The organism is Pedobacter sp. NEAU-ZC8, from assembly GCF_059278965.1.
In genome coordinates, this window is record NZ_JCAJXC010000004.1 from 183,029 (window position 1) to 203,731 (window position 20,703).

The following is a 20,703-nucleotide window of genomic DNA, read 5'->3' on the forward strand; positions in this document are numbered from 1 at the left end:
TGATCAGGCTCCTTTTTTAACGGTTGACCAGGCTCATGCCTGGGATATGGAACTTACTTGCTTAGTTCTGCGAAGTATTTGTGGAACAAAGGCAAGGTTTCAATGCCTTTATAATAGTTGTACACGTCGTATTTCTCATTTGGCGAGTGTAGCGCATCGCTGTCCAGGCCAAAACCGAATAGCACGGATTTAATACCCAATTCTTCTTCAAACAAAGCAACGATAGGGATACTCCCCCCACCCCTTGTTGGGATCGGCTTTTTACCGAATGAATCGACAATCGCCTGTTCTGCTGCGCGGTATGCTACACTGTCGGTTGGGGTAACCACTGGCTCTCCGCCGTGGTGTTCCGTAACTTTAACGGTTACGTAGTCAGGGGCAATACTTTCGAAATGTTTAGTAAAGATTGCAGCAATCTCTTTGGAACTCTGGTTTGGCACCAGACGCATGGAGATCTTAGCATTTGCTTTTGATGGCAATACGGTTTTAGCACCCTCGCCCGTGTATCCGCTCCAGATACCATTCACTTCAAGCGTTGGTCTTGTTCCTGTACGCTCTAGTGTAGAGTAACCTTTTTCGCCCCATTCTGCTTTAATGTTCAGGTCTTGCTTGTATTCTTCAAGATCAAAAGGTGCGCTGTTCAATGCTTTTTTCTCCTCATCAGATAGTTCTACTACGCTGTTGTAGAATTCAGGAATGGTGATGTGATTGTTCTCATCGTGCAATGAAGCGATCATCTTACATAGGATGGTTGCCGGATTTGCTACTGCACCACCGTAAACCCCGGAGTGCAGATCGCGGTTCGGTCCAACAACTTCTACTTCCATATACGCCAGTCCGCGAAGACCAGTTTCAATGGATGGGTTTTCCATGCTGATCATTGAAGTATCCGAAATCAGGACTACATCTGCTTTTAAGCGCTCCGCATTTTCCTTTACGAAGATGGACAGGTTGTTTGAACCTACTTCCTCCTCACCTTCAATCATGAACTTTACGTTACAGGCTAAGGTGTTGGTTTGCATCATCAGCTCAAAAGCCTTTACGTGCATGTAGAATTGGCCTTTATCATCGCAGGCACCACGTGCATAGATCTTGCCGTCACGAACCGTAGGCTCGAATGGTGGCGTATGCCATAGTTCCAAAGGATCTGCCGGCTGGACATCATAGTGGCCGTAGATCAAAACGGTTGGCAGCGAAGCATCAACGATCTTTTCGCCGTAAACGATGGGATACCCTGCAGTCTGGCAAACTTCTACCTGATCGGCACCCGCTTCTTTAAGCTTCTGTGCAACAAAGTCTGCCGTTTTTAATACATCAGCTTTGTATTTAGGATCCGCACTCACCGATGGGAAACGAAGTAATTCAAAAAGCTCTTCCAGGAAGCGCTCTTTATTTTCTTCTACATATTTTTTGATCTCTTGCATAACAATGAATATTGATTTTTTATAATGCTCTAAGCATACGTGTTTACATTTTCACAGATATTATTACCTCGCTAACAGCAATTTACAATTGGAAATTAGGCGATAACAGGATCTGCAAATGGACTCGTATCCGAGGATGCTAAAGTATAAAAATACTTTAGCACATCAATGGCATTACTTGATTGCTGAGCGAGCGGCTTGCCTGATATAGGATGTGACGTATGTACAATACACAAACCGCTACAACAGACTCTTAGCAGATTGAGCTCAACTCGTTTATAACTTGCAGTAAAAAGTTACATTTACGGCAAATTATGAAAACTCGCTCCATTGTTCAATCCTCACTATTTCGTTTAATCGCAATTTTACTCGTATTCATTGGCTGTAAAAAGGATCAAATTCAACCAGAGAAGCCTAGGGCAGAAGAAACAACTGAGCAACGCAATCGGCCTAAGGTTTCTACATTAGAAGCCACGAACATTACCTATTATTCTGTGCGGTTTAGTGCAAACATTTTGGACACTGCGGGCTCGGCACTATCAGAGTTCGGCTTTGTAGTAGACACGCTTCCTGACCCAACACTGGAAAGAAACCTAAACAAGTTGGTAGTTCCAGTTCAAAAATCTGGTCTATACGCTTTGATTGTCACTGATGTTCCAGGCAATAAGGTTTTTTATTACAGAGCTTACGCGATTAATGAATCCGGGCCTGGATATGGAAAAACATTGAACTTCAGATCAAGGGATCGGAAGGTACATAAAGGAAATGTTTCACTTACAACGCAGCAGGAAGTAGTCAACTTCGGGGAACAGGGATTTACGGATATAGATGGCGGCCTTAACATTTCGGGTACCGTAAAAAGTTTGGAACCACTATCAAAGCTAACGTCAATTGCCTATGGGCTTAATGTAAATGGCACAACGGCACTTGAAAACTTTAGCGGCCTGGATAGCCTGGAAATAACAGATGCTGCCGGCTTTTTCCATGGAGTTAGTTTTATAAACAACGCGGAGCTGACCAGCTTCGAGGGACTTCATCATCTATATAAAACTGAAGGAGGATTAACGATTGCCGACAACCCCAAACTTAAAGATCTTAAAGGATTGAGGGGTTTGACATACAACCATTTTGGTAGCTTAAGTATTCAGAATTGTGCGAGCTTAACAAATCTTTCAGGGCTTGAAAAATTTTTCCTGCTTGATGGATCCCTGATTATAAAGGGTAATGCAAGAATGACGGACCTTTCGGGCCTGGAAAATTTATCAGATATTACCAGACAGGTTATTCTTTCTGACAATCCCGCTCTAAAAAGTCTAAAAGGCTTAGGAAAGATCCAGAAACTGGAAGCACTTGTATCGGAAAACAACGAAAAGTTAGAAAATTTTGATGGCCTAAGTTCATTAACCACCCTCTCCGGTTTAAAAATTGTAAAAAATTCAGCACTACGAAACTTATCGGCCTTCCGCAATATCGAGAGCCTGGATTATCTTTCGATTGAATATAACGAATCTCTTCACGATCTATCTGGACTAGAGCGCTTGAACATCATTCAACAGAAGCTGACATTAAATTTCAATGCACTTCAAAGCTTAAATGGTCTAAATCATCTGGAAAACGCGGAAATGATTGATTTGATAGCGAACGACAATTTAACAGACCTGCGCGGTCTTGATAACCTCCAACAGATTAATGGTGATGGATTCTCCATTTCGATAGCTTTAAATGCGAACTTAACCTCGCTGAACGGCTTAAACAAACTATCGTTCGCCGCCGGTAGTGTACAGGTATTTAACAATTATAAGTTGACAGATTTTTGCGCTTTAGTTCCAGTAGTAAAAAATAGTAAGCCAGGCAATTTTCTGACTGGGGGGAATGCTTTTAATCCAAACAGAACCGGGATTTTATCCCGTTGCAAGTAAAGGTTTAGCAAACCAGTCGGACAAAAACCACATTGAAAATCCATTTTCAGAATCAGCCTGACACTAAAAAATACCTACAACTAGTCATTGATACGCACATTTTCTATGTAGAAATTTAAGCTTTGAGCAGAATTGTAAATGTTAATACAACATTCAGAAGCTCATCTCTATTACGCCGTCAATTTGATTTAGCTAAATGTAGTCATGAAAAATTCTATCGGTAAATGCTGCTTTGCTGCAGCTTGTTTTAGTATAGCTGCACTTTGCTGGAGTGCTGTAGCAACTGTGGCGACTAGCAGTTTGGACACAGACAATCCACTTACCGTTCCGAATGTACCTGGCTACACGCCCGAACCAGGTGTAGAACCCAACAACCCACTCTCCATCCCTATACCGCCAGACCCCCCATTCAGAGACACGGAGTGGCATAACGCTGACGTACCAAACGCTGAATACTTGAACCGGACGAATCCTTTTAATTTTAGCTTTTTAGAGAAAGGAAAAACTTATCACCAGTTGAATACCCCGGCTTTAAACATTGCCTTTTTCAGCGGAGATGGCGATGGAAAAGCGATAAAGGTAAGGAGATTGAAGCCAAAAACTCCAGCCCCTTATGGTTGGTCCTGTCCTTGGAATGATATGAATCAGACACAAAGCAAGTATCCGGAGGTATTGTTTGTTGCTGAATTCAGAGAAGCCTTTATGATTATATTATCTAAACCATGCCTGGAATTTGGGCTTGAACTTGCACCGAACAGGCAGAATAAAAATTTCGGCTTTCGATTTTATGTTGGAAATTATTATTACGATAGAACAAGAGGTAGTACAGCAATGCTTACTAGAACTCCAAATGGAGCCCGCTTGTACAGTGTACAAGCCACTGCCCCTTTTTCTGTGATCACCATTTCGCGCTACAGTGAAGCAGGAGATGATCTAAGCATCACGCACGATGGCGTGGCACTGGCTAACATCAGGTATAAATTAGCTGAATAAAAGTTCATTATTTAAGAGGTTATGAAAAATTTCGTTGGTAGATGGTTCCTTGCTGCAGCCTGCCTATTTGCTGCTTCGGGTTGTTCAAAAGTTGAAAACAACATTGGAGAGCGTGCCGAGATAAACGCCGTCTCTACGCAATTTTCGCTTACCGTACCTGAGGTACCCGGCGAGGCGCCAGAACCAGGGATTGAACCGGCACAGCCGATACAGATTCCGCTTCCTCCATACCCGCCCCTTGCTGGAACTTCCTCCGGTTCGGATGGTAGCCCAAATCAATTCTATATCGAAAGAACATCGCTCCTAAGTTTTGCACACCTGGAGGAAGGGAAAACTTACCACCAGATAAATACGAACGAGCTGAACATTGCCTTTTTCAGCGGGGATGGAAACGGAAAGAAAATTCATATCAGGAGATTGAAACCAACAACGCCATCACCAAGTGGTTGGACCGCCCATTGGAACACCTTGCCTAATGTTGAGAATGAACATCCAGAAGTCTTGTTTATGTCTGAGTTCAGAGAAACCTTCATGATCGTATTGTCTAAACCATGCCTGGAATTCGGATTTGAACTTGCACCTAACCGGCAGGATAAGGAATTTACATTTAGAATTGCAGCTGGAAACTTCTTGCGGGATGCCTCAAGAGGCGACATCACGTTCCCTGTTAAAACACCATCTGGTGCCCAATTATTTAATATACAGGCTGAGATGCCTTTTAGCGTTATTACAATTCTGTATGACCATAGCCCCATTGAAGACCTGAGTATTACGCACAAAGGCATTGCAATGGCTAACATCCGCTACAGATTAGCGCCGTGATTTTGATTTAGGATATGGAAAAGCCACCAGCATCACCATAATCAAACTGACTTCTGAATACAATTTCCCGACTTCAGCATACTTCAAAGGGAATTGTAATAGCCAGCTTTGTGCCATAAGTTAAAACGAACACTATGGACGTAATTTTAATTACCGGTGCCTCTGGGGGAATTGGAGAAGCCATTGTAAACCAGCTGGCAGAAAGAAAGCATAACTTGTTACTGGTTGCCCGCAACGCGCAAAAACTTAGAGAACAGTGCATAAAACTTGAAAAAGATTTTGGGATCAATGCAGACTTCATCGCTGCAGACCTATCGAAAGTTGATATGGCTCAAAAAATCTTTGCAGAAACGCAGAACCGCAGGCTGAATGTAACTATGCTGGTCAATAATGCCGGCATCGGTTCGGATGGTGAGTTTTCAACCCTTTCAACCTAACAATCTCCATTCTCCACATCTTTCAAACAATCAACTAAAAACTTCTTGACTTGTTTCAATTCCCTGATCCTGGAATCCACCTCTTTGATCTTGTCTTGCACAATTTCAATCTTTCGATCTGCCTCCAGCTTTCCGCTAAACCATTCATTCAATGATTTCTTGATCTCCGCTAGGGTGAAACCGGCCTTCTTGGCCTGCACAATCCATTCTACTTTTTCGACGAGAATCTCATCATATTGTTTGTAATTGTTGGATACAACAGTTTCATCTGAGCTTCCGCTTATCAATCCGTAATTTTCGTAATAGCGTAAGGTGTGAATGGAGACACCGGTTCGCTTGGATAATTCATTAATTAACATATTTCTGATGCATTGTTGAAAAATAAAGATGAAGTATACAGTATGCTCTACAGTTGCAGGTTACAAATGTACGATGTATGTTTACAACTCAAGATAAATCCGCCGAAAATGATAAACATGATTGGTAAAGATGCAGCTATGAATCTTTGCCACTGAAGTAAGCTGACTATCTCCCTAAAACAATGAAATTCATAAAAAGAATGATACTGAGCCTGATTTGTCTGGTACTGCTGGTACTTGGGGCAACTTTAATATATATGCAACATCCGAAATTTGGGAAAGAACCAGATCAAAAGCAACTGGATTTGATCAGAAAATCTCCGAATTACAGAGATGGAAAATTTCAGAACAGACATTTTACGCCACTGGTAACAAAAGGATATTCTATTTTGAGCGTCACCTACGATTTTATTTTCAAGAAGTTTCCGAGAACACGACCAACAGATTCTATTCCCTCAATAAAAAACGATCTGAAGAAATTAGCAATTACCGAAAATGTTTTGGTTTGGTTTGGACATTCATCCTATTTTATCCAGCTAAACGGCAAACGGTTTTTAATTGATCCTGTTTTTAGCAGCAATGCCTCTCCTATTCCGAATTCAACAAAATCTTTTACCGGAACAGATATTTATTCAGCAGCTGATCTGCCAGAAATTGACTATTTACTAATCAGTCACGATCATTATGACCATCTGGATTATGAAACTATTGTGCAGTTAAAGCCAAAAGTCAAAAATATCGTTTGTGGTCTGGGCGTCGGCGCTCACTTTCGCCATTGGGAGTTTGATAATTCCAAGATCATTGAAAAGGACTGGGACGAAAAGGTGTTGATTGACGATGATATTACCTTGCATACAGCTACTGCCCGGCACTTTTCTGGACGTGGGATAACAAGTAACAATACGCTGTGGTTATCATTTATCTTACAGACAGCTTCGTTTAAGATCTACCTGGGCGGTGATAGTGGTTACGACAGCCACTTCAAAGAACTAGGAGAAAAATTCGGCGGCTTCGATTTGGCCATACTTGAAAACGGGCAATACAATAAAGCCTGGCATGAGATACATCTTTTACCCGAAGAAGTGTTGATCGCCACGCAGGACCTGAAAGCTAAACGGCTATTCCCTGTACATTCGTCAAAATTCGCCTTGGCTTTTCACCCATGGGACGAACCCCTTATCCAATTAAGCAAAATTAATCGGGATAAGTATCGTGTCCCATTAGTAACACCTATGATTGGAGAAATCGTTTACCTTAATGAACCCAACCAAGTCTTCGAAGCATGGTGGCAGGATGTCAAAGATCTCTTTTGATATGTTCTATCCACCGCTCTCGCGGTAAATGCTTAAGGTCATATTCAGGTACGAAACCTGTTTTATTCGTAGGCATGGTGTCAGTCCACGTTGCTTTTCGGTCTGGAATCTGCAAATAGTAATCTTTGAAGGGCAACATTGTTTGTTCTGATACCCCCATATAATCCATCATACCCAAGGTGCGTTCACCATAGCGTTTTACCTTACTGCTTTGCTTCGAGATATAAAAGAAATATTCCGTGGAGCTTCCGCCCAGGTCATCAAACACTAATGCGACCTTTTCCGGAGTTTTTAGAATGGAATCTGCATATAAGGTCAATGTGGGAAGCGCATAGAATTGGGCGCCTGACTGTGGAATTTGTTGATATGCTTTTCGATATTCAGCCAGGATTTCAGGAGTATAAGAGCGTTTCCAACGTGGATCCTGAGGCGTGTTTTCGTACATAGCCTTGATACCCGGGAGGTTTGACTTAATATTCTCCGGGGATAGACGTAGATAAGATTTGCCCTGTTTTATGGGCTGTGTATAAAAATATGGAAGAAGATAACTCCAACCTGAATTACCTCCGCCGTTACCTCTTAAATCTACAATGAGGTTTTTTGTAGCCCTGATCAGCGAATCATTCTTCTGGATAATTTCTTTTATCTTATCATCACGATTGAAGGATCCGATGGTCAAAAGAATATGGTCTTCATCTAGCTTCCGGCAATCAAGTCCGAAATTGTAATTCCCCCAGGTTGATAATGTGTTGCGTTCGTCAGCGGTCATCCTTGCCGGATATACCTTTCCCCATACCTCAAAATTCCATACGTACAGAAGCGCAGCACGCAGTCTGACCGGGAAATCTGGCGTCATCCAATCGTACCGGTCGAAAGTGAATCCATCTTTTGCCTTCTTAAAGGTGTAATAAACGAGACCAGGCTTAAGCTTAGCATCCCTGCTTTCGAGAATGACGGTCTGGTATGTTTCCGGATCTACTTTGTAGACTGCTAGTTTCATTGAGGAATCGGGATTGATCCAGATGCCTTCAATGGCATCTCTTTTCTTTTCCGAATAAGCGGAAATAAATGCCTTTTCATTTACTGGGTTGTATTTGAAGGTGGTACTATCGGAGACGGCGTATTCAATGTCAAAGTGTTTATCATTAAAGAAGATCACATACTCTTTAAGAATCTGAAAACACTTTTGAGGATCAGATAGCGCTGCTGCATTCGTCCTTAACTTTTTAACCATCTTCTTATAATCCGGAAGTAGCTTTCTGGCAATTATGTCCGGATATCCAACGTAGTTTAGTTCTGTCTTCTTAATTGTGGTATCCAGATTTGCAAGGCAGTTGCACTGCTCGCGGGCTTCTACTTGTTGAGAGAACATCAATAGACAAACAATCAAGTAAAACCTTAAAATAGCTAGTTTTCTCATTGGAATTATTTTGTCGCCGGTAGATTCAATATAGACAAATATCATTCAAAGTCAATGGATTACGTGCAATAAATTGAAACATAGCAACGAGGGGACATCGTTATTATGCTACATATATTTAACAGCATTAACAGACGTTTCATGCCGAATAAACTACATCTGAATATTAGAATTTTGTATCTTAAGACCGTAAACTACTCCTATGAGATCAACAATTATTACTGCTGCCATCATTGGCCTTTGTGCAATCATTGCTTCTGCCCTGATCGGCAATGCTTACAAATACCGGTCTAAAACAATGGAAACGATTGTAGTCACGGGCTTGGCGGAAAAGGATTTTGATAGTGATCTGATTGTATGGAACGGCTCCTATTCCAGGAAATCCTTTGATTTGAAAGAAGCCTACAGTACATTGAAAGCAGATGAAAACGCCATCCGCAGTTACCTGCTGAAGAAAGGAATTACTCCAGCCAACATGGTCTTTTCGTCAGTAATGATCAATAAAGAGTTTAGTCAACAAACCAACGCAAACGGACAATATCTGTCACAGGAGTTTACAGGATACAATTTAACACAGTCGGTTACCATAGAATCCAGCGAGGTTGAAAAGGTGGATAAAATTTCCCGTGAAGTTGCGGAGCTCATACAAAGCGGCATCGAATTCAATTCTTCTGCACCGATGTTTTATAACACTAAACTGAACCAGCTAAAGATGGAACTGCTGGGTAAGGCAAGTGCCGATGCACGTGCACGCGCTGAAACGATTGCACAGAATGCAGGCAGCTCATTAGGTGAATTGAAAAAAGCCACCATGGGTGTTTTCCAAATCACGGGAAAAAACAGCAATGAAGCCTATAGTTACGGAGGAGCATTCAATACCTCCAATAAATATAAAACAGGATCAATCACCATAAAAATGGAGTTTAAGGCAAAATGAAAATCAGCTTAACCGCATCTATAAGCTGTATTATTGTATTACAATGGCTATCTGTTACCATGAAAGTAAAACATGTTCTTCTATTTGCCCTCTTTCTGCTTCAATGCACGTTGTTAAATGCGCAAAACAGTACGAAGGTCCACGAAGCTAAAGCCCCATTATTTAGAGATCCGATCTACGATGGTGCTGCAGATCCCGTTATGGTGTGGAATAGAGAAGAGAAAAGCTGGTGGATGCTGTATACGCAGCGGCGGGCAAACGTAGAGACACCCGGTGTTTCTTACTGCTATGGTAATGACATTGGTATTGCATCGTCAAAGGATAATGGGCAGACCTGGGCTTACAGGGGAGCGCTGGATCTTAATTTCGAAAAAGGCAGAAACACCTTCTGGGCACCAGACATCGTTTACGATAATGGAACATACCACATGTTTGTGGTGTATATTCAAGGTACCTATACCAATTGGGCCGGAGGTGCTCAGCTGGCTCATTATACCAGTAAGAACCTTTGGGATTGGAAATTCCTGAATTACCTGAAAACACCGACAAGTAATATCATCGATGCGACACTGCTGCAGATGCCAGACAAAAAGTGGCGGATCTGGTATAAAGGAGCAAGTAGCGTGACCATGACCGGTGAAAGCGAGGATTTGTTTAACTGGACTTTCGAAACTAAACCTGCTATTGGTAAGCCGGACCATGAAGGCCCTAAAGCATTCAACTTTGCTGGGCACTACTGGATCTTAACCGACGAATGGCATGGAATGCGTGTCCACCGCTCTGAGGATGCAAAAAGCTGGTCGAGGCAAGGGATGATACTTGATAAAGCCTCTAAGAGAAGAGAGGATGGACCAACAGGCGCCCATGGAGACGTAATAACCGTAGGAGATAAAGCCTATATCTTCTATTTTACCCATCCAGAACGAAAATCACATGGTGAGGCGCCAGAAGATAGCAGAGGCAATATCCCTTACGGACTACGAAGATCCTCTATTCAGGTGGCAGAATTGGTCTATAAAGATGGTACCTTAATCTGCGACCGTGATCAGCCCTTTGATTTTTGGCTACCCGATTTAAAGAACTAAGCATGCAACTTACGAATGGATAACTGCTGAGGTTATCATTACCATGTTCTTCTACATAAACAATTTTTCTTATATCTTGAACTAAGAACAGCATGTCTCGCTGCAAATGTAAACTGATAAATACACATGGTCAAAGAAATCGTTAAAATTGAGTCCTTGATACTTAGAGCCTATGGATTTGGAATTACTAAGGCAACAAAGGATCAAGAATGCAATGATTATTTTGGGTGCAATTTTCTATTAGGAAGTAAACACACAAAATTTAGAAAAGCCAAGCTAACTCCTAAGAAATCAGGACAATTTGTGACTTTGTGGAAGAGGGATGCCAAAGGCAAAACTGTGCCATATGATTTGGATGATGATTTCGAGTTTTATATCATTCTTACGGAGTATGCTCATCATTCCGGTTTTTTTGTTTTTCCAAAAGAAATATTAGCCCGCATGGGAATACTTACATCATGTGTCAGAGCAGGTAAACGAGGATTCAGAGTTTATCCCGAATGGGATGTCCCTACTAGCAGCCAGGCCATCAAGACGAAAAAATGGCAAACGGAATATTTCATTGAAATGAACAAGGAGAAAAAAACAGAAGATAAGTTGCAGAAGATATTTCTGGCGCTATATTCCCAGGAATGATCTCGCAAAACGAAGGTCCAGCGTAGCCACAAATTCCTAATTTTGAACAATATTGATTGCTTGGGCTGTGATGGACCTACTCCAGAATGTAGTTGCTGATTCAAAACGATTTGGAATTAAAGTAAATGGAATTACTATCTTTAAGTATCTAACGAAATCGCGTATGAAAGGCAAATGTATACTGGTGGTGTTTCTTTTGGCACTCACAGTGATGAATAGTGCAATTGCGCAAACAAATAGCGCTGCAATAACCGGTGCATGGCAAATCAAAGAAGCAGGCAAAGAAGAAGTATTGATTTTTCAGGACGGATTTTTCTTCCATACCGCTTACAACAAGGATGAAAAGCGATTTATTTACAGTCGCGGTGGTACATACACGCACCAAGCAGATGTATTGGAATGTAAGATTTCTTTCAACTCCTTGAATAATGATGAAGTTGGAAAGCAGTTCAGTGCAAAGTACGCCATTACGAACAATACCCTGAGCCTGCCCATTAACGGGGAAAAACAAAACTGGCATCGATTAGATGATAGTTCTGCACCCTTGGCCGGGGTGTGGCGAATTACTTCGCGTATGCAGGATGGTAAACTTACGCCCATCCATCAAACTGGCTCACGGCAGACCTATAAAATTCTTAGCGGTACCCGTTTTCAGTGGGCGGCGATAGATCCTGAAAAAAAAGAATTTTCAGGAACCGGAGGTGGTACCTACACCTTCAGCAATGGAAAATACACGGAAACTATTGAGTTTTTCTCACGTGACAGCTCACGTGTAGGTGCATCGCTCAGCTTTGAAGGGAAGCTGGAAAACGGGGAATGGCATCATAGTGGCCGAAGTTCAAAGGGCGATCCAATTTACGAAGTATGGAGCCGGGTGAAATAAGCCTGAAGCCTATTCTCAATCACTTTCAGCCTCCGGCGCACGATACTCCAGCAGGTTTTATTTTAAACACTATCATTCGGTCAGGATATATTAATTATATTTATACACCTAACCAACTGATATGCAACGATTTTATATATCCCTACTTATTGTTTGTTGCATGAGTGTGGCTTCTGCTCAGCAGAAAAACAGGCAACCTTTAATTTTGCAGGGTAAACTCAGTCATTCACCCGAGAAGTTCCTGCAGATCTACTTTTACGATGAAAATGATAAAAAGGTGCATGATACACTCCATTTAGATGAGCATGGAGCGTTTTACCTCAAGACTTATAAAATTACAAGACCTCAGCGTACCGACATTCGACAAAACAGGACGCAAATTAGCAGAATCTATGTAGCTCCAGGATATAACCTGCAAATTACAGCCGACGCTACAAACCATATGACTTTGCTTGCAAGTAAGAAAATTACTGGTATTGGAGAAGAAAGCAACCAATATCGAGTGCTAAGGGATGCAGCTTTTGTGGCACAGGTTGACAAAAGATCCTGGTATGAACGGAAGCCTGAAGAAGTGGTTCCCTATATCAAAGAAGAGAAAAGGTTGAATGATTCCATATATCACAAGGTGTTCGATCTGCCACAAACAAGAGACCCCTATTTTAGCGTCTTCAAAAAAATGAGTCAGATTGATAACCAAAGTATGTTCCTAATCATGATGCTCGAGTTTTCAATGAATAGTGGTTTCAGCAAAGAGCAAATGAAGGATCTGGTCCACAACAACATTGCGCCATTATTTGCAAAAGGAATATCTAACGATGATTATCTGATTGCTGAAGATTATGTCAGCGCGGTACTTCCGCTTTATTATCAATACCATAAGAAACTAATGGAACTTGAGGATTCTGTTACTGTACAAAAACAGGATCACGCTTTACAACTTGTAAACCAGGTTTTCACAGGTAAAGTACGACAAGCTGTGCTGCGTTACGCCGTCACCCGGCCCATCAGCGGATCTAACACTATTGAAGCGCTCAATACTGCGAAGAAAGACGCAGAGCCCTTATTTGATGCAATTACCAGCAATACTGTAAAACAAGATATTGCCGCAAGCTATTCCGAAAGAGAATCGCAGCTGATGCAATTACAGGTCGGTCAAGCTGCTCCCCTTTTTAGCCTTCCGGATGAACAGGGTAAGATTTATCATTTGGCCGATCTTAAAGGGAAAGTCATCTATATCGATCTTTGGGCGAGTTGGTGCGCTCCATGTCGCGCTGAAATGCCAAACTTCAAAAAGCTAAAAGAAAAATTTAAAGGCAACGATCAAGTTGCATTTATGGGTATCGCAGTGTTTGACGCCGAAAAAGACTGGAGAACAGCGCTTTCTGAAGATAAACCTGATTGGTTGCAACTCCATGATACGACTGGATCAATGGCTAAATCTTATGTTGCATCAGCTATTCCCAAATACATTCTGATTGATAAGAACGGTAAAGTACTTAACTTAAATGCACCCGGTCCTGGAGATCAGTCGATTGAACAACTGATAAAAGATGAAATCGACAAACCCTAACTCTGTCTTACAGGATAATCTCTGCTGCCCTTAGTAATGACAATTGTATTTAAGCAAAGCTAAACTTTTTGGTATATTTGTGCTCAGCCATTCAGAATCGCTTTCTTTCCCGCTTACCCTTAGCTGGATCAGCAGGCTGTCATTAACAGATTTGTTTTAAACAGCGTCTATAAATTACCTCCTCAATTTATAACTTCGCGCATTAATTTTTTTCATTTGGATTACTTAGCAGGATTAAACCCACAGCAGCGTGCAGCAGTAGAGAATACCGAGGGCCCGGCAATGATTGTTGCTGGAGCAGGATCGGGTAAAACCAGGGTGATTACTTACCGGGTAGCGCATCTTATCGAAAAAGGTGTGGACCCTTTCAATATATTGGTGTTAACCTTTACCAACAAGGCCGCCAAGGAAATGCGGGAACGTATTACCAAGGTGATCGGTTCAGAAGCCAAAAACATCTGGATGGGTACCTTCCACTCCGTGTTTGCCAAGATCTTAAGGGTCGAAGCGGAGAAAATTGGCTACCCTTCAAACTTTACCATCTATGATACGGACGACAGCAAAAGTTTGATCCGATCCATTCTGCGGGAGATGCAGCTGGATGATAAGTTATACAATGCAAATTTCGTTTATAACCGTATTTCTGCCGCGAAAAACAACCTGATCTCCCATGTGGAGTATCAGCAAAGTGCCGAAATACAGGCGGAAGATAGCTCGAATAAACGTCCGCTGATCGGTACCATCTATGAAACTTACACCAAACGCTGTTTCAAAGCTGGTGCAATGGACTTTGACGACCTGCTTTTTAAAACCAATGTGCTATTGAAAAATCACATTGATGTGCTGAATAAATATCAGCAGAAGTTTAAATACCTGATGGTAGATGAGTATCAGGATACTAACTTTTCACAATATACCATTGTAAAAAAACTTGCCGCAGCATACCTTAACATATGCGTGGTTGGTGATGATGCGCAAAGTATCTATGGTTTCCGGGGCGCGAACATTCAGAACATCCTGAATTTTGAAAAGGATTATCCGGATTTGAACGTTTATAAACTGGAACAGAACTATCGCTCTACACAGAATATCGTAGAAGTCGCGAACAGCATCATCGCAAACAATAAAAACCAGCTTAAGAAAAACGTTTTCTCTGACAATGAGAGTGGCGACCGTATAAAGGTGCAGCGTGCCTTCACTGACAATGAGGAAGGTAAGCTTGTAGCTGAAGCTATTGTGCAGGAACGCACTTCTAAGGGGTATGACTATAAAGATTTCGCGATCCTTTACCGTACCAACGCTCAATCAAGAGCTATGGAGGAGGCGCTTAGAAAGCTAAATGTACCTTATAAGATTTACGGCGGACTAAGTTTCTACCAGCGTAAAGAGATCAAGGATTTGATCGCCTATTTCCGACTAACTTTCAACCCAGGTGATGAAGAGGCGATCAAACGTGTAATCAACTATCCGAAAAGAGGACTTGGTGACACCACTGTAGACAAGATTATTGTTGCTGCAGACCAGCACGATATCACCATGTGGGATGTGGTTTGTGACCCGCAAAAATATATTCCCGGCCGGATCGCCAGTCAGCTGAACGACTTTGCCATGCTCATCAAAAGTTTTATGGCAGAAGCGAAAAAGCTGGATGCTTATGAAACCGCGTTGTACATCGCACAGCACTCCGGGATTCTTAAAGAGCTGCATACCGACGATAGTATCGAAGGCCGCAGCCGTTACGAGAACATCTCGGAACTTTTGAATGGTATTAAGGAATTCGCAGAACGCGAAGACATTGAAGACCGAAGCCTGGCTACATTCATGCAGGATGTGGCGCTGCTGACCAACGACGACCGTCAAGATGATAAAGCAAAGGATACAGTTTCGTTGATGACAATACACTCAGCAAAAGGTCTGGAGTTCAAGAATGTATTTGTGGTAGGTTTGGAAGAAAACCTGTTCCCCTCACAAATGTCCCTGAATTCGAGGAGTGATCTGGAAGAAGAGCGTCGTTTATTTTATGTAGCCATCACCCGTGCTGAGAAAAAACTTACACTAACCTACGCAACTTCGCGTTATCGTTGGGGTAATTTGACCACTTGTGAGCCGAGTCGTTTCATCAATGAGATCAATGCGAAATATTTGGAGCTGGAAGTTGCAAAAGCATCTCAAAGCGTACTCGGTGACGACAGCTTCTCCAGCGAACGCAGAAGCTGGTCGCAACAAAGGGACTCTTTCAGCAAGCCGAAGCCTGCAAGTGCAAGCACCGCAAACAGCGCCACGCCTGCACAGCGTCCAAAAACGACTTCACTCCTACCGAAAGCACACGTGCCGACACCAGGTTTTGCGCCAGATCCGGCAAGTGCTTTCCAAAATGGAATGGAAGTTGAGCATGAAAAGTTTGGATTCGGAAAAATCGTTAACCTGGAAGGTAATCTTCCCGACGTTAAAGCAACGGTATTTTTCCAGGGACTGGGCAATAAACAACTGTTACTTAAGTTTGCTAAATTGCGGATTGTCAAATAACAATATATCTTTACTGAATTATAAAAAGAGCCACGATAATGCTCCTCTAAGGCTCATAAACACATACAATGAATTTTGATTATAACACCACCAGAAGCGAATTAATCCTTGCAGAGTACGGGCGGAATGTACAGAACATGGTGAAGTACATTTGCGAGCTGCCAGACAGGGAGGAGCGCAATAAATATGCACAGGCCGTAATTGACCTGATGGGGTTCCTAAATCCACATCTTCGTGATGTTGCGGATTTTAAACATAAACTATGGGATCACCTGCACATCATTTCCGATTATAAAATTGATGTGGATAGCCCCTACCCTAAGCCAACCATAGAGCAGGCACAGGTAAGACCTAAACACATCGGTTATCCACAAAAGAAGATCACCTACAAACACTACGGTAAAACTGTTGAGGATCTGATAGAGAAGACCAAAGCAGTTGAGGATCCGGAGCGCAGACTGAGCATGGTTCAGGGTATTGCCAACTTCATGAAAATGGCCTACGTACAATGGAATAAAGACAGCGTAGCGGATGAAACCATCTTAAAAAACCTACGTGAACTGTCCGGTGGCGAGCTCAAACTGGACGAGAACTTCAACCTGAACAAGGTAGAATTTAAGCCGGTTGTGAATAACAGACCGGCAAACAACAATCGCGGCAGAAGTAATAACAACAATAATAATAAAGGTAAACAGAATAACAATAATCGCCCGCAGCAGCGTAACAACAACAATCCTAAGGCTAGATTCTAAAACTTACCGTAAAAAATAACACACAACACATGAATGCATTTGAAATTATCGGTGGTAAGAAAATGAAGGGTGAGATCCAGCCGCAGGGCGCTAAAAACGAGGCGCTGCAGATCCTTTCTGCTGTGCTGCTTACCGATCAGAAAATTACCATTAGTAATATTCCCGACATACAGGACGTAAACAAGCTGATTGAACTGCTTGGCGATCTTGGTGTTGAAGTAGAACGTCTTTCTAAAGACACCTACACTTTCCAGGCAGCAAACATTAACCTGGAATTCTTTACCTCTGATACCTTTAAAAGAAAAGGTGGCAGTTTAAGAGGTTCCATCATGATTGTTGGTCCCCTTTTAGGGCGCTTTGGTCGTGCTGCAATTCCAAAACCAGGTGGCGACAAGATCGGCAGACGCCGCTTAGATACCCACTTCCTTGGTTTTGAAAAGCTGGGCGCTAAATTCGTTTACGACAGCAAAAACGAATTCTTTAATGTTGATGCAACCAATTTACAGGGAACCTATATCTTGTTGGACGAGGCCTCGGTAACTGGTACTGCAAATATCGTGATGACAGCTGTACTTGCTAAAGGTACAACCACTATTTACAATGCTGCCTGTGAGCCTTACTTACAGCAACTATGTAAGATGCTGAACCGTATGGGTGCAAAGATCTCCGGGATCGGCTCAAACTTGCTAACCATTGAAGGCGTTGAAAAACTTGGCGGTACAGAACACCGTATGCTTCCGGATATGATTGAGATCGGTTCTTTCATCGGTCTTGCTGCAATGACTGGTTCTGAGATCACGATTAAAGATGTTTGCTATTCAGAACTGGGAATCATCCCTGATGTTTTCAGAAAGCTGGGTATTAAGTTCGAAGTTAAAGGTGATGATATCTATATTCCTTCGCAGGATCACTATGTCATTGAGTCGTTTATTGATGGCTCGATGTTAACCATTGCCGATTCTCCATGGCCCGGATTTACCCCAGACTTGCTGAGTATTGTATTGGTTGTGGCTACACAGGCCAAAGGTTCTGTACTGATCCATCAGAAAATGTTTGAAAGTCGCCTGTTCTTTGTGGATAAGCTGATTGAAATGGGTGCACAGATCATCCTTTGTGATCCACACCGCGCAAGTGTAATCGGTATCGACAAAGCATACCGTTTAAGAGGTATCAGCATGACTTCTCCGGATATCCGAGCAGGTGTTTCCCTGTTAATTGCAGCTTTGTCTGCAGAGGGCACCTCAACGATCTATAACATTGAACAAATAGAACGTGGCTATCAGGATATCGATATCCGTTTACGTGCATTAGGTGCACAGATCAAACGTGTTGACGCAAATGGTCCTGGTCACTAGTTGATAACCACCTATAAAAGCAAAGCCCCGATCATTTAGATCGGGGCTTTGCTTTTATATCTTGAACTTATCTTATTCGCTGAAAGCCTACTTGACAATTTCGTTGATGGTTTCGTTTTCAATGAAGCCACGCTCCATCATCCATTCTTTATTGAACATTTTACCCATGTATCTGCTACCATGGTCAACAAAGATGACAACAACCACATCCTCTGGTTTAAAGTGATCTTTAAGTTGTAAAAGTCCTGCTACTGCGGCACCTGCGGAGTTCCCAGCGAAAATACCTTCTTTCAAAGCGATCTCTCTGGTCATTACCGCAGCATCTTTATCGGTTACTTTTTCAAATCCGTCAATCACGTCGAAGTTAACGTTCTGAGGTAAGAAATCCTCGCCGATACCTTCTGTGATGTACGGATAGATCTCGTTCTTGTCAAATTCACCGGTCTCTTTGTATTTTTTGAATACGGAACCGTAAGTATCAATACCCCAGATTTTGATGTCGGGGTTCTTCTCTTTAAGAAATTTACCGGCACCAGAGATGGTACCACCTGTTCCAACACCTACAACCAGGTGTGTGATTTTCCCTTCTGTTTGCTCCCAGATCTCAGGACCGGTTTGCTCGTAATGGGCCTGGGTATTGGAAAGGTTATCATACTGGTTCGGTTTCCAGGAGTTCGGAACTTCACGCTCCAGTCTGGAAGACACGGAATAATATGAACGTGGATCTTCAGGATCAACATCCGTAGGACACACAATCACCTCAGCGCCAAAAGCACGTAAAGCATCGAACTTCTCCTTGGATTGTTTATCTGTTGAGGTGAAGATACATTTGTATCCTTTGATGATGGCTGCCATGGCAAGCCCCATTCCTGTATTGCCAGAAGTACCTTCGATGATCGTTCCACCTGGCTTTAAAGCACCACTTTTCTCCGCATCCTCAATCATCTTTAAGGCCATACGGTCTTTGATGGAGTTGCCGGGATTATTGCTCTCAATTTTGGCTAAAACAGTCGCTTCAATGCCCTTCGTGACATTATTTAATTTTACCAGAGGCGTGTTTCCAATGGTTTCTAGGATGTTGTTGTACCACATAGCAACAAAAATACGGTAATTAATTCAATCTATAAACATTTCCAGGTAAGGAAGTCAACACCCCCTGCATCTCTAAACTTAACAAATGTATAGCCAGTTTGCTTTGCTGCAGGGTGGTTTTTATGGCAATTTCATCAACCATTGCCGGAGCATCCCTCAATACCTGAACGATACTCAACTCTTCCAGAGAGAGGCCTACTGGTAGTTTAAGCTGCTTTTCGGAAGACTTTCCGTGTTTGTCGTCCCAACCTAAATAGTACACCAGATCGCGGGCATGGTTCAGTAAACCGGCCCTGTTCGTCTTGATCAGAAAATTACAACCCTGTGAATATTCATCGGTACTGCGCCCGGGAAAAGCAAAAACATCTCTGTTATAAGATCCTGCGATGTCTGCAGTGATCAGCGCACCGCCCTTAGCTGTAGCCTCTACAACCACAGTAACGTCAGCAATTCCGGCAATGATGCGATTACGCTTAGGAAAATTCTCCCGGTCGGGCACGGTGTTTAGTGGAAACTCGGTGAGCAGTCCCCCGTTTCGAAGCATGTTCTGTGCTATGGTTTTATGCAGGTGTGGATATATGCGGTCTAAGCCATGGCCTAGGACCCCAATAGTCGGAATATCGTTAGCCAGGCTTTCTTTATGCGCCTCAACGTCAATCCCGTAAGCTAGTCCACTCACCACCAGCACATCGTAGGGCTTCAGGGTTTCAGCAAGTTGCCGGCATAACATTTTGCCGTAAGCGGTGGCTCTCCTGGTACCCACCACGCTTACAATCCTTGGATGATTGAGGTCTGCATTACCCTTATAGTAGAGGAGAATTGGTGCATCAGGACAATCCCTAAGGCGCCGTGGATAATTTTCATCTTTGAAAAAGAGGACCTCAATTTTATGCTTCTCTAAAAACTGCAACTGCCGCGCAGCTTCTTTCAGCGCATCGGTATCCAGGATTTGGGAGGCTATAGCCTCACCCACACCGGGAACCTGCATCAATGCAGATTTTGAAGCCTTGAAAACAGCAGCTGCATTACCAAAGTTGGCCAACAAGTTCTTGGCAGTCACATGCCCAACACCCTTGATGAGCGTTAGCGCAATTTTTGAAATTAAACTCATAACGTAAATTAACAACCTAAGTCAATTCACTGTTGTGCGTTTAATTATCTCGAAAGAAATAAGCCTATT

17 protein-coding genes and 1 pseudogene are annotated in these 20,703 nt (G+C 42.5%); 13 read left to right on the forward strand and 5 right to left on the reverse strand.

Annotated features, from left to right (window positions below; genetic code table 11):
- Nucleotides 1-53: 53 nt before the first annotated feature.
- Nucleotides 54-1,424, reverse strand: coding sequence for a dipeptidase (locus tag AC5WJX_RS05185; protein ID WP_494483645.1), 1,371 nt, complete (start codon nucleotides 1,422-1,424; stop codon nucleotides 54-56).
- Between the two features lie 314 nt (nucleotides 1,425-1,738).
- Between AC5WJX_RS05185 and AC5WJX_RS05190 the strand changes: the two genes are divergently transcribed.
- The 4 genes from AC5WJX_RS05190 (at nucleotide 1,739) to AC5WJX_RS05205 (ending at nucleotide 5,595) form a co-directional block, all read left to right on the forward strand.
- Nucleotides 1,739-3,343: a leucine-rich repeat domain-containing protein gene (locus tag AC5WJX_RS05190; protein ID WP_494483646.1), complete on the forward strand. Its 1,605-nt coding sequence runs from the start codon at nucleotides 1,739-1,741 to the stop codon at nucleotides 3,341-3,343.
- A 204-nt stretch (nucleotides 3,344-3,547) separates the two neighbouring features.
- Nucleotides 3,548-4,336, forward strand: coding sequence for a hypothetical protein (locus AC5WJX_RS05195; protein ID WP_494483647.1), 789 nt, complete (start codon nucleotides 3,548-3,550; stop codon nucleotides 4,334-4,336).
- 21 nt (nucleotides 4,337-4,357) lie between these two features.
- Nucleotides 4,358-5,158, forward strand: a complete 801-nt coding sequence (locus AC5WJX_RS05200; RefSeq protein WP_494483648.1) for a hypothetical protein — start codon at nucleotides 4,358-4,360, stop codon at nucleotides 5,156-5,158.
- Between the two features lie 134 nt (nucleotides 5,159-5,292).
- Complete coding sequence (locus AC5WJX_RS05205; RefSeq protein WP_494483649.1) at nucleotides 5,293-5,595, forward strand: SDR family NAD(P)-dependent oxidoreductase; 303 nt, start codon at nucleotides 5,293-5,295, stop codon at nucleotides 5,593-5,595.
- Here AC5WJX_RS05205 and AC5WJX_RS05210 read toward each other — a convergent pair.
- Nucleotides 5,592-5,954, reverse strand: a complete 363-nt coding sequence (locus tag AC5WJX_RS05210; RefSeq protein ID WP_440430349.1) for a MerR family transcriptional regulator — start codon at nucleotides 5,952-5,954, stop codon at nucleotides 5,592-5,594. The genes AC5WJX_RS05205 and AC5WJX_RS05210 overlap by 4 nt on opposite strands.
- Before the next feature lie 182 nt (nucleotides 5,955-6,136).
- On the opposite strand from AC5WJX_RS05210, the gene AC5WJX_RS05215 reads away from it, so the two are divergent.
- Complete coding sequence (locus tag AC5WJX_RS05215; RefSeq protein WP_494483650.1) at nucleotides 6,137-7,267, forward strand: MBL fold metallo-hydrolase; 1,131 nt, start codon at nucleotides 6,137-6,139, stop codon at nucleotides 7,265-7,267.
- Here AC5WJX_RS05215 and AC5WJX_RS05220 read toward each other — a convergent pair.
- Complete coding sequence (locus tag AC5WJX_RS05220; protein ID WP_494483651.1) at nucleotides 7,251-8,687, reverse strand: S41 family peptidase; 1,437 nt, start codon at nucleotides 8,685-8,687, stop codon at nucleotides 7,251-7,253. The two genes, AC5WJX_RS05215 and AC5WJX_RS05220, sit on opposite strands and share 17 nt — an antisense overlap.
- Nucleotides 8,688-8,889: 202 nt before the next feature.
- On the opposite strand from AC5WJX_RS05220, the gene AC5WJX_RS05225 reads away from it, so the two are divergent.
- The 8 genes from AC5WJX_RS05225 (at nucleotide 8,890) to murA (ending at nucleotide 18,431) form a co-directional block, all read left to right on the forward strand.
- A complete protein-coding gene (locus tag AC5WJX_RS05225; protein ID WP_494483652.1) occupies nucleotides 8,890-9,624 on the forward strand; it encodes an SIMPL domain-containing protein in 735 nt (244 codons plus the stop codon).
- A gap of 59 nt (nucleotides 9,625-9,683) precedes the next feature.
- Nucleotides 9,684-10,709, forward strand: coding sequence for a glycosyl hydrolase (locus AC5WJX_RS05230; protein ID WP_494483653.1), 1,026 nt, complete (start codon nucleotides 9,684-9,686; stop codon nucleotides 10,707-10,709).
- A 126-nt stretch (nucleotides 10,710-10,835) separates the two neighbouring features.
- The gene (locus AC5WJX_RS05235) at nucleotides 10,836-11,345 is read left to right on the forward strand and encodes a MepB family protein (protein ID WP_494483654.1); all 510 of its coding nucleotides are present in this window, start codon (nucleotides 10,836-10,838) and stop codon (nucleotides 11,343-11,345) included.
- Between the two features lie 163 nt (nucleotides 11,346-11,508).
- Nucleotides 11,509-12,228, forward strand: coding sequence for a DUF4488 domain-containing protein (locus AC5WJX_RS05240; protein ID WP_494483655.1), 720 nt, complete (start codon nucleotides 11,509-11,511; stop codon nucleotides 12,226-12,228).
- A 277-nt stretch (nucleotides 12,229-12,505) separates the two neighbouring features.
- Nucleotides 12,506-13,798, forward strand: coding sequence for a TlpA family protein disulfide reductase (locus AC5WJX_RS05245; RefSeq protein WP_494483656.1), 1,293 nt, complete (start codon nucleotides 12,506-12,508; stop codon nucleotides 13,796-13,798).
- A gap of 216 nt (nucleotides 13,799-14,014) precedes the next feature.
- Nucleotides 14,015-16,324: an ATP-dependent helicase gene (locus AC5WJX_RS05250; protein ID WP_494483657.1), complete on the forward strand. Its 2,310-nt coding sequence runs from the start codon at nucleotides 14,015-14,017 to the stop codon at nucleotides 16,322-16,324.
- Between the two features lie 68 nt (nucleotides 16,325-16,392).
- The gene (locus AC5WJX_RS05255) at nucleotides 16,393-17,076 is read left to right on the forward strand and encodes a DUF4290 domain-containing protein (RefSeq protein WP_494483658.1); all 684 of its coding nucleotides are present in this window, start codon (nucleotides 16,393-16,395) and stop codon (nucleotides 17,074-17,076) included.
- Nucleotides 17,077-17,105: 29 nt separating this feature from the next.
- On the forward strand, nucleotides 17,106-18,431 hold the full coding sequence (murA, locus tag AC5WJX_RS05260; RefSeq protein ID WP_494483659.1) for a UDP-N-acetylglucosamine 1-carboxyvinyltransferase: 1,326 nt from the start codon (nucleotides 17,106-17,108) through the stop codon (nucleotides 18,429-18,431).
- Nucleotides 18,432-18,536: 105 nt separating this feature from the next.
- Here the strand turns inward: murA and AC5WJX_RS05265 are convergent.
- Together AC5WJX_RS05265 and dprA are read right to left on the reverse strand one after the other, a co-directional pair.
- Nucleotides 18,537-19,523: pseudogene (locus AC5WJX_RS05265) on the reverse strand (PLP-dependent cysteine synthase family protein); the annotation flags it as partial.
- 19 nt (nucleotides 19,524-19,542) lie between these two features.
- On the reverse strand, nucleotides 19,543-20,634 hold the full coding sequence (gene dprA, locus AC5WJX_RS05270; protein WP_494483660.1) for a DNA-processing protein DprA: 1,092 nt from the start codon (nucleotides 20,632-20,634) through the stop codon (nucleotides 19,543-19,545).
- Nucleotides 20,635-20,703 lie beyond the last annotated feature (69 nt).

Coding starts and splice junctions, on each gene's coding strand:
- AC5WJX_RS05185 (WP_494483645.1), bottom strand. CDS start 1,424: ATGCAAGAGATCAAAAAATATGTAGAAGAAAATAAAGAGCGCTTCCTG.
- AC5WJX_RS05190 (WP_494483646.1), top strand. CDS start 1,739: ATGAAAACTCGCTCCATTGTTCAATCCTCACTATTTCGTTTAATCGCA.
- AC5WJX_RS05195 (WP_494483647.1), top strand. CDS start 3,548: ATGAAAAATTCTATCGGTAAATGCTGCTTTGCTGCAGCTTGTTTTAGT.
- AC5WJX_RS05200 (WP_494483648.1), top strand. CDS start 4,358: ATGAAAAATTTCGTTGGTAGATGGTTCCTTGCTGCAGCCTGCCTATTT.
- AC5WJX_RS05205 (WP_494483649.1), top strand. CDS start 5,293: ATGGACGTAATTTTAATTACCGGTGCCTCTGGGGGAATTGGAGAAGCC.
- AC5WJX_RS05210 (WP_440430349.1), bottom strand. CDS start 5,954: ATGTTAATTAATGAATTATCCAAGCGAACCGGTGTCTCCATTCACACC.
- AC5WJX_RS05215 (WP_494483650.1), top strand. CDS start 6,137: ATGAAATTCATAAAAAGAATGATACTGAGCCTGATTTGTCTGGTACTG.
- AC5WJX_RS05220 (WP_494483651.1), bottom strand. CDS start 8,687: ATGAGAAAACTAGCTATTTTAAGGTTTTACTTGATTGTTTGTCTATTG.
- AC5WJX_RS05225 (WP_494483652.1), top strand. CDS start 8,890: ATGAGATCAACAATTATTACTGCTGCCATCATTGGCCTTTGTGCAATC.
- AC5WJX_RS05230 (WP_494483653.1), top strand. CDS start 9,684: ATGAAAGTAAAACATGTTCTTCTATTTGCCCTCTTTCTGCTTCAATGC.
- AC5WJX_RS05235 (WP_494483654.1), top strand. CDS start 10,836: ATGGTCAAAGAAATCGTTAAAATTGAGTCCTTGATACTTAGAGCCTAT.
- AC5WJX_RS05240 (WP_494483655.1), top strand. CDS start 11,509: ATGAAAGGCAAATGTATACTGGTGGTGTTTCTTTTGGCACTCACAGTG.
- AC5WJX_RS05255 (WP_494483658.1), top strand. CDS start 16,393: ATGAATTTTGATTATAACACCACCAGAAGCGAATTAATCCTTGCAGAG.
- murA (WP_494483659.1), top strand. CDS start 17,106: ATGAATGCATTTGAAATTATCGGTGGTAAGAAAATGAAGGGTGAGATC.
- dprA (WP_494483660.1), bottom strand. CDS start 20,634: ATGAGTTTAATTTCAAAAATTGCGCTAACGCTCATCAAGGGTGTTGGG.